The 14,283-nt window shown below is 46.8% G+C and carries 7 protein-coding genes; all 7 read right to left on the bottom strand.

Features of this window, described 5'->3' with window-relative positions:
- Window positions 1-100: 100 nt before the first annotated feature.
- The 7 genes from M3629_RS10425 to M3629_RS10455 all read right to left on the bottom strand — a co-directional run bounded on the left by M3629_RS10425 (window position 101) and on the right by M3629_RS10455 (window position 14,248).
- Window positions 101-1,762, bottom strand: coding sequence for an AraC family transcriptional regulator (locus tag M3629_RS10425; RefSeq protein ID WP_251505564.1), 1,662 nt, complete (start codon window positions 1,760-1,762; stop codon window positions 101-103).
- Between the two features lie 248 nt (window positions 1,763-2,010).
- Entirely contained in the window at window positions 2,011-3,861 is a 1,851-nt protein-coding gene (locus M3629_RS10430; RefSeq protein WP_251505567.1) for an ABC transporter ATP-binding protein, read from the bottom strand.
- Entirely contained in the window at window positions 3,858-5,630 is a 1,773-nt protein-coding gene (locus tag M3629_RS10435) for an ABC transporter ATP-binding protein (protein ID WP_090917085.1), read from the bottom strand. The genes M3629_RS10430 and M3629_RS10435 overlap by 4 nt, the downstream gene beginning before the upstream one ends.
- 389 nt (window positions 5,631-6,019) lie before the next feature.
- Window positions 6,020-9,691 (bottom strand): dynamin family protein, encoded by a 3,672-nt coding sequence (locus M3629_RS10440; RefSeq protein ID WP_251505570.1) that lies wholly within the window; start codon window positions 9,689-9,691, stop codon window positions 6,020-6,022.
- Window positions 9,692-10,355: 664 nt separating this feature from the next.
- Window positions 10,356-10,628, bottom strand: a complete 273-nt coding sequence (locus M3629_RS10445; RefSeq protein ID WP_090917088.1) for an NAD/NADP transhydrogenase alpha subunit — start codon at window positions 10,626-10,628, stop codon at window positions 10,356-10,358.
- 20 nt (window positions 10,629-10,648) lie between these two features.
- On the bottom strand, window positions 10,649-11,347 hold the full coding sequence (nth, locus tag M3629_RS10450; protein WP_251505573.1) for an endonuclease III: 699 nt from the start codon (window positions 11,345-11,347) through the stop codon (window positions 10,649-10,651).
- A gap of 162 nt (window positions 11,348-11,509) precedes the next feature.
- Window positions 11,510-14,248 carry an S-layer homology domain-containing protein gene (locus tag M3629_RS10455; protein ID WP_251505576.1) on the bottom strand — a complete coding sequence of 913 codons (2,739 nt, stop codon included), beginning with the start codon at window positions 14,246-14,248 and terminating at the stop codon, window positions 11,510-11,512.
- Between the last annotated feature and the right edge of the window lie 35 nt (window positions 14,249-14,283).

Raw genomic sequence — 14,283 nt, forward strand, 5'->3', positions numbered from 1 at the left:
ATGATAAGTACCAATCAATAATAATTATCATTATCAATTAGACATAGGAGTAGTATATTAAATAACGGCGTTCCAAGATATTGACGATTCTGACTTTATCTTATGGACGATGTCGCCACAACTTTAACACTTCATCCAGCATCAATTCATGGGTAAAGGCCGTATAATCCAGCAGAACACTAGGGATCAACATATCGATGCAGTCATTTTGCGCCGCTTTTGTCGCCATCCATACCTCTGATTGTTGAATTTTTGCCCACGTCTGTCTTGATTCCTCGTCTTCACTCACAATAAGCAATGCCCTATCTATGGTTAATTCCGCTAGATCACTGATATTAAAATGTGGCTTGTGCCAAATATACTCCATACCCTCTGGCGCCATTAACTGCATGTCGTTATAGAACACCGAAGCGATGGTTTGCGGATTCATAACCTGTATTTCCGTACCATGCACACGAAGCACGATTAACCGGTCTTGACGCACCTGCTTGGATAGCTGTGATCTAATTACGTCAGCCTTTTGTTCATATCTTTCGAGCCACACCTCAGCCGCCTCAAGCCGATTCATAAATTCAGCTACCGTTCTCAGATGATCCCGCCAATCTCCTTCCGACTGAGTTAACACACAAACAGGTGCGATTGAACTTAAACGCTGCATCATACTCTCAGACATTTCCTCACGAACAGCGACAATATAATCAGGACGAATCGCTTCTAATTGCTGCAAACAGCCATGCTCATTATCGATCAGAGGTATTACCTTATCTGTTTGGTATTTTCGTCTGTAATACGCTGTCCAGGGATGACTCGCTTGAGCAGCGGCAGGAATAATCTGGAGAGCCAGTAATGTTCCAATACCAAGCGAGTGAACCGCAGCAATACGTTGCTTGCTATTTTGTATAAAAGCTGCTGGCGGGAGACCTGTAATTTGTTTGAATTTTCGGCGGAAGTACATCTCGTCTTGAAACCCTACGCAAGCTGCAATTTCCTTTAGCCTTGGACTATGATCATTCCTCATCATGATCTGAGCCTGTTTGATCCGGTATATTGTCAAATAATCCATTGCGCTACAGCCATACATTTTCTTAAACAACCGCATGAAATGACGAGAACTCATTCGTGCAACCTCAGCCAAATCCTGAATCGTTATTTTCTTCATATACTGCTGTTCGATATAATGTCTAACTTGTTCAATAGGCAATGCTGGTTGGTGGGACTGTACATAAACCATATCATTAAAAATCTTATACAGTAGCTCCTGAAAACGAATCTGACCTAAAAAATGCTGCAGCCTGTCTTCCCCACGGATCAGCTGCTCGATTTCCTGACATAACAAACTCACGGCAACCGGTGAGCTACATTGAATCACACGACCATTCGTCTGCGTACACACTTGCTTCATCATACCTAGAGCGGATACCACGTTTGAATTTGACTGTTCGCCTAAAAAAACGTTAAATCTGATCTGATAGAGTCCTCCTGCTTCTTTTCCCCTAAGCTCTGCTTCAATCAGTTGTCCAGGCAGACCTAGATATACTGCTCCGCTCCGAAGTTCAATAAACTGACCGTCCACCGTAAGCCATCCTTCACCATCAGTAATAAATAGTAACAGATAACGATCCAGGAAGTGTTTTCCGAGACGCCAGTTTGATTCAGAATGACTTGTAACTGCTGACTCCAATTCAACCAACTTGAAATGCAGCAGATCCAGCTGATCAAAAGATGTATATAAATTAGCCTCATCGGTGGCTTTCATCTGCATATTTTCCTCCACATATCTCTATTGTGCTTCCTTCAATTATTTAAAATATAACATAATTTCGTTATTCATTTTTGAACAATAAAAACGATTCATCTTGCACTCAAGTTGATCCAGGAATGCCCAATGATTATATTCAAAAAAACACTTCAGCCTTTGTCTCAGTGTTCTCATCAGGACCGTCCGATGAAAGGGTCACCCAAACAAAATAAGCTGAAGTGTCTGTAAACCTGCGTTACTCGCTATGTTTATTACAAAAACCGATACTGTGCTTCAATCAGACCGTTGTAAACTCCTTGTTTCTGGATAAGCTGTTCATGGTTGCCCTCTTCCTTGATCTCCCCATGATCCAGCACAATAATATGATCGGCATTACGAATGGTGGAGAGTCGGTGAGCCACCATAAAGGACGTTCGCCCCTGTAGTAATACTTTGAGGGCTTCCTGAATTTTCAACTCCGTTTCCGTGTCAATGCTGGCTGTAGCTTCATCCAGAATCAAGATGCGCGGATCAGCGAGCAATGCCCGGGCAAAAGATAACAATTGCCGTTGTCCCATCGACAACACATTACCTCTCTCTTCCACTTCGGTATCATATCCACCCGGAAGCTTCATGATAAACTCGTGCGCGTTAACGGCCTTCGCCGCTTCTTCCACCTCTTCGTTCGTCGCATCCAGCCGTCCAAAGCGGATATTGTCCCGGATCGTGCCCGAGAAAATGAATGTATCCTGCAGCACAATGCTGATCTGACTACGCAGGCTTTCCACCGTCACATCACGCACGTCATGTCCATCGATGGTCAGGCAGCCGCCCGTGATGTCATAGAAACGGCTAATCAGATTGATGATTGTACTTTTACCCGAGCCTGTATGACCGACAAGTGCGATGGATTGCCCTGCCGCCGCCTTGAAGCTAATGCCTTTCAGCGCCTGTCTTCCCTTTTCGTACTCAAATACGACATTATCGAATACGATATCCCCTTTAATAGAAGGAAGCGGCTTGGCACCCGGTTTATCGGCGATATTCGGCTTTTCATCCATGAATTCAAAGATCCGCTCCGAGGATGCCATGGCAACCAGCAACTGATTGTACATCTGTCCCAAACGGTTAATCGGGTCCCAGAAGTTGCCGACATAGTTGGCGAAAGCCACGAGCAAACCTACGGTCAACATTTCATTTTGAATGAGATGTGCGCCGTACCAGAACAGAATTAACGTCCCGAAACCACCCGTAATTTCAATCAAAGGACCAAATCCCTGGTTCATTGCTGATGCTTTGTCCCACGACTTTTTGCTGGACATATTCATGTTGTCGAAGTATTTCATATTTTCTTTTTCTTGAGTGTACGCCTGCGTAACCCGGATTCCTTGAATGGATTCATTCAAGTGAGAGTTAATCCGAGAGTTCTTCATACGAACATCCTGCCACGCCCGGCGAATCAGCACCCGCAATTTCGTAGATATAATGAACATAATCGGTACCGTAATGATTACAGCAAGACCGAGTTTCCAGTTAATCAACAGGAGAATGACGATGATACCAAGCAACTGAACGCAGTCGATCATGACGTTAACCGCACCATTCGTGAACAGATCCTGTAAAGAATTGATGTCATTCGTTACACGTACAAGCACGGAACCTGCGGGTCTTTTATCAAAAAAGTTAAAGGACAGCTTCTGAATATGTTTGAACAAGTCTGAGCGAAGATCGTAAATCACCCGTTGCCCAATAATATTCGTCAGTTTAATACGGTATGTGTTAGCTGCCCACTGGATGAGATACAGTAGCAAGATTGAACCTGCGATAATATACAGCAGTGTCATGCTAGGTACTCCGGTCTGAGGTGCAATAGCTCTATCGATTGCAAGACTGATTAGAAAAGGTACGGCTAATTTCGTAATCGTTCCAAGAATCATCATTAGAATCACAAACGGCAGGAGCTGCCTCGCATACGGTTTCATGTAAGCAAACAATCGTGCAAACTCTTTCCAGTTAAACGGTTTTTCGATCACTTCATCATCCTGATAGACAAATCGTTCATTCATTTTTTTATTAGAGGTTTCCTTAACCTCTCGCCTGTCTGTTATTGTTTCGGCACTCATGAGTTCACCTGCTCCCCAGCCTCCCGCTTCCCGCGGGCAATGTAGTCTGCATATTGAATGTTATAGACATCCTGGTACGGTCCAGGTACTTGAATTAACTCCGTATGTTTGCCGCGTTGCACCACGCGTCCTTCGTCCAGCACCAGAATCTCATCTGCATGTCGCAGCGAAGAGATCCGATGGGCAATGATAAATGTCGTTCTGCCGCGCATAACCTCTTGAAAGCCCGACTGAATCTCATGTTCGGTTTCCATGTCAACGGCACTTGTGGCATCATCAAGGACAAGAATCTTCGGATTTTTCAGCAAAGCCCGCGCAATAGCAATCCGCTGCTTCTGTCCTCCGGAGAGTCCCATACCGCGTTCACCGACGACCGTATCATATCCTTCGGGAAACTCCATGATAAAGTCATGAGCCTTCGCCAGCTTGGCGGCGCGGATAATCTCTTCCATCGTCACATTTTTCAACCCGTAGGAGATGTTGTTACGTATGCTAGAGGAGAACAGGAACGTCTCCTGGAACACGGAAGCAATCTGACTTCGCAAGCTACGAATGCCCATATCTTTAATGTTTCTGCCATCGAGCTTGATCGAACCGGAGTTCACGTTATAGGCACGCATCAAAAGCTGGATAATCGTAGATTTCCCTGATCCTGTTCCTCCGAGGAAACCGATTACAGAACCAGGCGGAGCATCAAAATTAATATCGGTTACAGCAGGCATTTTGTTACCATAAGCAAACGTTACCGATTCAAAGGTCACATGACCTTTCACCTGATCTGTCTCCACAATAACCGGGTCTTCGGTCTCTTGCACATCCACAGGGGTGTTCAGCAACTCAAGCACCCGTTCACCTGAAGCTTTGGACTGAGTGTAGTTGTTAATGTGAAAGCCGAGGCCCCACATTGGACCAATTATGTACCAGATCAAACTGAAGAAGGCAACAAGTTGACCCAAGGTCAGGGTTTGCTGGATTACCATTCTGCCACCGATCACAAGCAGTAGTACAACACTCACCGAAGCCAGAATCTCCATAATCGGAAAATAGCGGCTCCACAACGTGGCGGCATGGATCTGATTCGTTTTGTAGCGTTCATTTCGTGTGGAGAACTTCTCCACTTCATAAGGCTCACGTGCAAACGATTTAACCGTTCTTACACCTGTAATGTTTTCTTGCACCGCTGTAGTCAGCGAGCTTAATGCCAATCTCATTTCCTGAAATGCCGGATGAATTCTGGATTCGAATCGAAGCGCAACGAAGGCAAGCAGAGGGATGCAGACGAGCGTCAACAGTGTTAACTTCCAACTCATCGTCATCATCATGATTGCGCCGAATACGACCATTAGAACCATGTTAAGAATCTGGGCGAAACCAAATCCGATAAAGTTACGGATGGCCTCCAAATCTCCCGTGAGGCGGGACATCAGATCACCTGTTTTGGCCGTATCATAATAACGGAAGGATAAAAATTGAAGTTTTTCATAACAGGCATTACGTAACCGATACGCCAAATAATTGCCTAGACGTCCGCCAAAGAAACCGTGTAAAAATTGCATGCCTGCTTTCAAAATAACAACACCTAACACCGTCAGGGCAAGCATGGGAACGTCTTCAAAATTACGTGGCACAATAACGTCATCGATTAAAATTCGAAGCAGGTTCGGATAGACTAATCCAAGTGCGGTCGCTAAGGCGAGAAACAAGATCGATACCAATAAATACGTTCGCTTCTCCCAAAAATAGGTTTGCAGTTGCCTGAGAACATCCATGTGTCTCCTCCTCTAATGTTGCTTGAAATGATATGAACATTTATGAAGTTTATCACCGTCCCTCATTCGCGGCAAAGCGAATAATAGACCATATTCAGGCGACTTTCAGCTAATTATCGCATTAACGGATGCCAATAGCCGACTTTCAATCAAATGTTTGAATATTCTCTATATTTCAGGTTGTTCATGCCAAAAAAAGGCTCCCTATATGCCTTTGCGGCGGGAGCCTTTTTTGACGCTTTTTTGCAACATTTTCACTGGGTTATGGAAGAAATCAATTATTTTACAAACGTTTCCAAAATATTTGCAGATGTGATCAACCAACCTTGTGGCAATATAGCGTATCACTTGTCAGATGTTTCACACGGTGATGCAACCCCCATGACCATCTATTCCTGCATTTGTTCAAGCTGTTCGGATAAGGCCACCCATTGCTCAGCCTGGATTCCACTTGTAAGGGTATCCTGTATGCCCGTAACGGCTTCTTCCAGCCTTTCGGTGAGCTGACGAGAGTGATGCTGTACCGATTGATGAACCTGTGTATCATAAAATTGCACCAGCTTCTGTTCCGAGGCTGGAAGCACTTCAATCATCATCTGTTTGAGCACCGGCTCAAGTGCCTCCTGAAGGCGCTGACGCCCGTCTCCTTCAAAGAACTGCTTCGGATTCCGGAAGTAACTCCAGTAGTTTTTCCAGCCCGACGGTTCTTCTAGCCGGATTTCATCCAGCACAGGGGTACTCCACTTTTCATCCAAGGTTAAGGACAAGTCGATACCGCCTGTCAGCTGCTTTACTTCATTAATACATTCAGTTACTTGCTTGCCAACCCACGCATGACCAGTCTGCTCCAATCGCAGTGTTGTGGCGAGTAATTCCTGCTCAAGCTCAATGCCGATCATACGCAACAGCTCCCGGCCGCAAGCTGCGAACGCCGTTTTCAAGTTGCCCTGATCTTCACGTAATACGGATGGATGAAACGCTTCTGCCATAAACTGACCCAGTCGGAAGGCTAAACGCTGTCTGACATGGAAAAGCAATTCATTCGTTTCCTGTGACAGTTCATCCTTCATTGATCGCTGCGCTAATCGCTCAATCCGCAAGCGTGACTGCTCCGAGATCGTGCCCAGTTCATCTCGCCGCTGACGCAGTGTTTCTTCCCCCTGTGCCGCATCCTCTGCACGTTGCTTTAACCGCTGAATGACACGCGCCAGCTCTTCGGAGGCTCCACCAACTGCGAGATCAGCCAATTCCTTGCCTGCAAATTGATTAAACTCTTCTTCGAAACGCATAAAGCCCGATTGTTGCAATCGATCAACGTTTCCATCCATTTTACCTTCCATCGCAAGCATGCTGGATACCGGGAAAAGACGTGGTGAGCGAATCCCGTTTTTCCGCAGTTCTGTCCCTACATGATCGAGCACCTGTTCCAATTCTTCTTCCGAGGAAGATAAATCACTCGCATTGACAACAAAGAACATCTGATCCATCGCCGAGCTATCTTTCACTCGCCCAAGTTGATTCAGGAACTGCCGATCTCCCTGGGAGAAGGCGTGATTATAATAAGTTACAAAAATCAATGCATCTGCATTTTTCATATAATTAAACGTTACGCCTGTATGCCGGGCATTGACTGAATCCGCTCCAGGTGTATCCACAAGCACTATGCCCTGTTCCGTCACGTCACAGCTGTAATACAGATCAATGGAATCTACAAAACAAGATTTCTTCTCATTGGCTACAAAATGGCGATATCCGTTCAAGTCCACCAGCACATCTTGCCCAAGTTGATCCGCTGTTTCCTCCCAGCCAGCCGCCGCGGCCTGTAAGAAGCTGTAATGCGGACGCCCTGCTGGGTGCACATCCTGAGGCGTGAGTGATTGCACCCGCTTTTGCCATTCCGTGACCGGCTCTCCAAGACCAAGCAGACGGAAGGAGTAGGCAAGGTCCTCCTGGAAGGCCTCCCGGGTCTTCATGCGAACCCGGGCAGTACCATGCTCCATGCCACCGGCCGGAGCCATAATACGGTTGATCGCCGCTGTCGTTGGATGCGGCGATACCGGGAGGACCGCTTCGCCCAGCAATGCGTTGGCGAAGGAGGATTTGCCCGCGCTGAACGCACCGAACAGCGCGAGCGTGAACGTGCCACCCGCAAGCGAAGCCGCGCGTGCACGCAAATCCCGTACCGCCGACCCCATGGCGGGGTACGGCTCCACCAGCGCAGCAGCGGCTTCCAGCCGTGCCGCTGCTGCGTCCAGGCGCCGGCGGCGTTCCGCGCCAGCCGCCGCCGGTGCGCCCTGCGCCGCTGCTGCGCGCGGCGGCGCAGGGGCCTGCGTCTGTGGATGCGCCGCCACAGACGCGGACGTGCCCGCCTGCAAACCGGGAGCTTCGCCCGGTTCAGGCGCGGGCACGTGCGGGCCCTTCACCTCCGGCAATAGCCCGGAGGGGAGGGGGCCCGCAGGAGGCAGCAGGCTGCGCAGCCCTGCTGCCTCTTCGGCGGCGGCGCGCTGGAGCGCCGTGTAGCGCGCCGCCGCCGCGGATTGCGCCAGCAGCGCTGCGCGGCTGGCGTCCAGCGCCTGGAGCGCGGCTTGACCCTGCGCAGCCAGCGCCTCCAGGATGCGGTCGGCCAGCAGCATGGCCGACTTACGGTACCGGGCCTCAATCTCGCCCCGGACATCTTTGCTGAATTGCATGACATACTCAGGCGATAGTTCTGCACTCGCACTTCGCTTCAGTTCAAGCAATTCTTCATTAATTGCAGGCAATTCTGTGTTAAGCGCCTGCTCCCAAGCGGCATCCCAGACCTGATAAGCTTCCCCTAGCTGTCTGAGCATCGTCCGAATATGAACCTCCAGTTGACTGGAAGTCTGATCCTGAAGCAGTCTCACCAGTTCCGAAGCCCGGCGCTGTTTCTCCTGTTCCGTTTTGCCTCCTGAAAAGAGCAGACCTACCCGGAATCCCGGCTTGCGGCTCTCCAAATAATGACCAGCCGAAGTTCGGATATCCGCTGGGGTCAGGTTTGCGTTAGCAAGCAAAGAGTCCACCTCTGCCCTGAATTTCTCACGGACTTGCGACGGTTTGGCTCGAAGCTCTGCGACTTGTTCATCCAGTAGAGCAATCTCACGCTCCAAACGTTCGATACCTTCTTGTCCTCCTACTTGTTCAAGCAGTGCAGTTTCTTCATCTTCTCTCATCCCGGCTTCCCGTCTCAGATGTTGCTCCGTGATATGACTGGCTGAACTGGCTAAACTGTGAGAGATCAGCTCTTCTTTCTTGGTCATCAGCTCAGTAATCAGTTCTGGTAATTGACCCCACTGATTATATCGATGCTGCTGGTCACGCAAGGAAGTGAATAACAGACCGTCATAACGGACTTCCCATGCGGCAAAAATCGCCTCTACCCCATCCACATATTGATCAAACGAAAGCTCCCGTTCCCGATGTTTGTCAATCTGATTCACAATCAAAAATAGTGGCTTCCCCCAGTCGGACAAACTTTTGGCAAAAGAAAGATTTGTCTCCGACTGAACATGATTGTAATCCATCACATAGAACACAACATCAGCCAGATGTAAAGCCGAATGCGTAGCCAGGCTATGTCCGCGATCTGTGGAATCCACACCTGGCGTATCCAGTAGTACGGCGTCATCTTTCAACAACGGAATGTTATCCCATACTTCTATGGAGGTGTATGCCCCGCCATTTTTACAATACGCCTCCAATTCTTCAGGTGAGACCTCAAGCGTTCCTACTTTATTGTCAGCGCTTACGTTCGGCGAAGTATAAATACGTGCTCTCGGTGTACCATTGCGTATCGCGACGACATTCGCACTGGTTGGCACAGGACTAGATGGCAGTACTCGCTTGCCACACAAGCTGTTAATCAAACTCGACTTGCCTGCCGAGAAATGCCCGCAGAACGCAATCGTCAGATGTTTCGTTTCTGCCTTGCTAATTAAATCTGTTAGTGCTTCAACAGCGGTATGATCCCCTGACTGCTTCATAGCTTCACGCAGCGGTAACAAAGGTGTGGCCATTTCTGCTGGATAATCTGTTTTGGACATGACTGGCCTTCCTCCTGGCTCCTCTAATTTGACATCCGTTTCGACGTCAATATCTGATTTATCTCATTTAATACAAGTTGAACTAAAAACGGTTTACACGGACACTCCGAAGACAGAATAACCTTCCAATCGCTGTTATCTCCAGATTTTCCAATTTCCTTTTAAAGGGGAAATCCGGTGATAAGGGTATGCTTCCGATGTCGCTTTCTTGCAGAAAGCTTTTAGGCGAACGCTTGGCTTTTTCAGGTTTTTTCTGACCTCTACCGTTACTGTGTAAATAATTTATTCAACTTATAGTTTAACATTATCATGTTTGAATTTGAACGATTTCACTCGAATCTGCATGTAGATGGATTCCAGATTAATATAAGTTCAAATCGAGATGATTTCCCTCATGATCATGTCTGAACTTCCTGCTAAGTCAACTCATCCTCCGGTTCTCCACGTTTCCGTGTACATTGTTTGTTATGTCCATCCGCTATGTATCTATAAAAAAATAAAACCGAACATGTCGGTTTTATTCAGGTGATGCTTTGAACTCCCGCTGATCTCGGGATGTTTATCATCAAGTTACTGGCTCAATGACATGGCGGATAGCTCATACTTAAGAGTGCTACTTCCCGATGTTCATTAAGCCAGCTTCTTGACTATAGGTTAACAAAAGTTAAGATACTGCGTTTTCCATTGTAGGCAACAGGATTTCAAAAACTTGACCATGTTGCAAAATCGTAATGCCACGACCTTTGTCTCTCATTACCACAACCTCAGGCTTTGTAGACATACGCTCCAGATAATGCTCCGGTACGTCGCCAGAGTGACTCACAGTAATGCCTTCGACTTCTTTTTCTTCATTCTCCGCCATTTCCTGCTCAACGATTTGTTCAAAAATATCGGAGAAGGCTTCAAAATTGTCAGTGTACACGGAAATGCATTTCATTGTTATTCATCCTTTTCTGCTTAAGAATTTAATTTTCGTTTTCGGGTGGTGATACGTTCCTTATCTTTCCTGATCTGGGACGTTTTCATACGTTTTTTCCCTTCCCTGCATATGTCTAATAGCGGACAGATATGACATTGGGGAGTTTGAGCCTTGCAATGGTAGCGTCCAAAAAATATAAACCGGTGATGAGTTATAGTCCACTCATCCCGAGGTACGCGCTTCATCAGTTTCTTCTCGACTTCAAGTACGGAGTCATCCCAACCAGCGAGCCCCAATCTCTTCGACACACGTTCAACATGAGTATCTACAGCAATAGCTGGTACTCCAAACGCATTCGAAACGACAACATTCGCGGTTTTACGTCCGACACCTGGCAGGGTAACAAGCTGATCATGTTCCTGCGGTACATCGCCGCCATACTGCTCTATTAAAATTCGGCACATGTTCTGGATATGCTTGGCCTTGTTTCGGTACAACCCGATGCGCCGAATATCCTGCTCCAACTCTTCAAGAGGAACCATCAGATAATCCGCCGGGCTTTTGTACTTTTGAAACAAATCTGCAGTGACCTTGTTCACCGTTTCGTCTGTGCACTGCGCAGATAAAAGGACAGCTACCGTTAGTTCGAATGCATTGCTGTGATTTAATTCGCAATGTGCATCAGGAAACATGGCTTCCATAGTTTCGAGTATATGTCTTACCGTCGCTGCATTCATGAAGAGCTACCTCCCACAAGTCCGCTCTACACTGTAGAGCCTTACTTCAAGCTTCAGCCAAGTAGCTTGGCGGGGATCGAAAAAGCTTGCAAAAAAAACGTCTTGATGCGGGAAAGATCCCGTATCAAGACGGTCATTCTTTTGATCCTCGAAAAGAAACGATTACTGTTTTTGAATCTCCATCACGACATTGTTCAGAAGATACAATACAATATTATCATTATCTCTGAGAGATTGCACGCTTAAAGTGTTGTCGCCCTGGTGAACAAATACGTTAGAACCCAGTGCAAAACGGTAGTTCATGTCAGATGTCGTTTCGCGTTTAACCAAAATTTGGTTACCCACGCCATCATAAGACCAGAACTGTTTACTCATGACAGTAAGCACTCTGAAACGCGTGGAATTATCTGTATCTTTAGTCATCTCCACACGATCACCAACCGTAAGGTTGCTCAGGGATGTTAATGTCGAACCGGATTTTACAACCTTAACAGGACCACTAACAGATACTTTATCTGTCGTGCCACTATACTGTTTCAGTGTGACCGAAGTTGCATCCACTGCAGTGACTTCTGCGAGCGTACGTTTAACAACTTGAACTGCCTTCGGTGTAGCTCCTTCAAACGTTACGTTAATCAAATTGCCCGTAGTCAACTGGGAAGCCGTAATGGATTGACCACTTTCGCCAGTCAATACCGCTTGATCCACATAGAACTGACTTGTCAACAGATCTGATTTTACCCGAACACGACCGTTCGATTCCATGGAGACCACTTCGAATTGAGCGACTGTTTTCAAAGCAACTTTCTGCGCTACATCCTGATTTGCTCCAAGGGTAACCGTAACATTGTCCCCTACCTTCAAATCAGAGAGACTAGCCGTTGATTTGTTATACATTTCAACCGCTGGTGCCGTCGTGTAAGGAACAGTAATCGTCTGGTTGCCAGATAACAAGCTGATTTTGCGGTTTGTTGTATCAATACCGCTAACCGTACCTTCGTATTTGTAAATCACCTTCACAGACAACGCACGGGTTCCCACATAAGTCAGATCCAACTTGCGCCCGTCATTCAGCAAGGACTCCAGTCCTGCCAAGGTCGGTTTGGCTGTGTTATAATCCATTTTCGTTTTTTCATCCAGTGTAAATACATAAGGCTTTTTATTTGCATCAAGCACAGTAAGCACTTTGGTTTTACTGTTATAGGATACAACTGTAGCCCCGTTCAGAGGCTCCATCTGCCGGCCAATCACCTGAATGCGAGTTACCTGGTCATCACTATTTAATGTTAATTCAACTTTATCACCATTGTTCGCATCTGTGATCAGGTCATTCAGCGTTGCATCTTGAATGCCATTAATGATCACTTCCGGCTTATCGCTCAGCAATTTCGCTTCAAGTGAACCTCCATCACGTTTAAACGTCAATGTGGATTGGTTGCCGCCGATCTCAACCAGTGTTCCACGAACGGATTGTTCAACGCCCTGAGCCAGCTCAATCGTCTGCAGAACACTGTCTTTGACAGTGTATTTCACAGTGCTGCCTGTCTTCAAATCAGCCAGAGACAAAATGCGGTTTTGATAACGAATGATTAGATTATCTGTATACGTATACTGCTCTGTTGCCCCCGCTGTATTCACGAGCTTGATCGTTTTTCCAGAAGTAACGACTTCCGCAACTACACCGCTATCGCTCTTGTTAACGATACCGGATTTAACCCGGATCACCACTGTTTTTTTGTCAGCCGAGAACGTCTCGCGCTGTACTTCAATGATGCTGTCTACTGTAATATCAGACAGTTTAATCGCTTTTCCGTTTTGATCCATGAATGCGGTGTTTTCATCGTAAGTATATGTTTCATAGTTTTCGCCTACGAAAAGGCCGATTTTGTTTCCAGACAATGCACGTGCAAATGTTCCTTCAATGCTCTCCACTTGTGGTTTAGCATCAACAACCTCCACATAGGAAGCTGCACCTGCCGAACCAACAATAAGAACTTTCGTATATAGTTTCACATCCGATGCTGATGCACGGGTTTCACTATCTTTGGTAAAGTAAGGGGTACTGCTGTTCACTGCATAGTTAACCGCTTTGCCGTCAACAACCAGCGTGATCTGCCCGTCTTTCAATCCGGTAACGTAACCCGTAGAAGTATTCGGATACTTCGTATCCGTCAACGATTCACCACGGCTAAAAAACGTTGCAAGTTGCGCACGAGTTACGGAGCCTGTCGGATTGAACTTGTTGTTTTCCAAACCTTTGGCCAGATCCAAACTAACAGCCAGGTTTACGTACCCTTTCGCACCGTCCGAAATATTAGCGTTGTCAGCAAAACCTGTGGATTGATTACTCTGTGCCTTCGCTTCAGCATCTTTTTTCAACGAGCGGATTAACAGTTTGGTAATCCATTCACGAGTTGCCGGCTTTTGCCCCCATGTTGTTTTGGACACATCAGCTGTTGCTTCTTCCGTTTTATCTACGAGTCCCAATTGAAGTGCAAGCGCAACATATGGCTTAAAGTAGTTTCCTACTTCCATATTTGTCGGTAATGCCGCAGCCGTGCTCGTATTCAACTGCGATTCCATATCCATAAAACGGATGGCCATCGTTATCGCTTCTTGTTGCGTTACCGCGTCCCCTGGACGGAATAGGCCGTTATTGCCGAGAAGAATGCCTTGATACGCCAGCTTGTATACATGTTTCTCAGCCCAGTATCCAGCTTTGATATCACTAAACAAACCTGTTGGTGCAGCCGTGCTCTGTACTGCCGCATTTTGGCCCTGTCCCGTTCCTGTTGTGTCTGCTGCCATAGCAGCTCCACCCGCGCTAAGAGCCATCATGCCTGCAAGCACGGCTGATACTACTTTTTTAGAGTGTGATGGATGATTATATTTAAAAGTCACCTATGATTCCCCTCTCTCATATAAAAACGACCTCA

The sequence above is a fragment of the Paenibacillus polysaccharolyticus genome (assembly GCF_023714295.1).
Taxonomy (GTDB): domain Bacteria; phylum Bacillota; class Bacilli; order Paenibacillales; family Paenibacillaceae; genus Paenibacillus; species Paenibacillus polysaccharolyticus_A.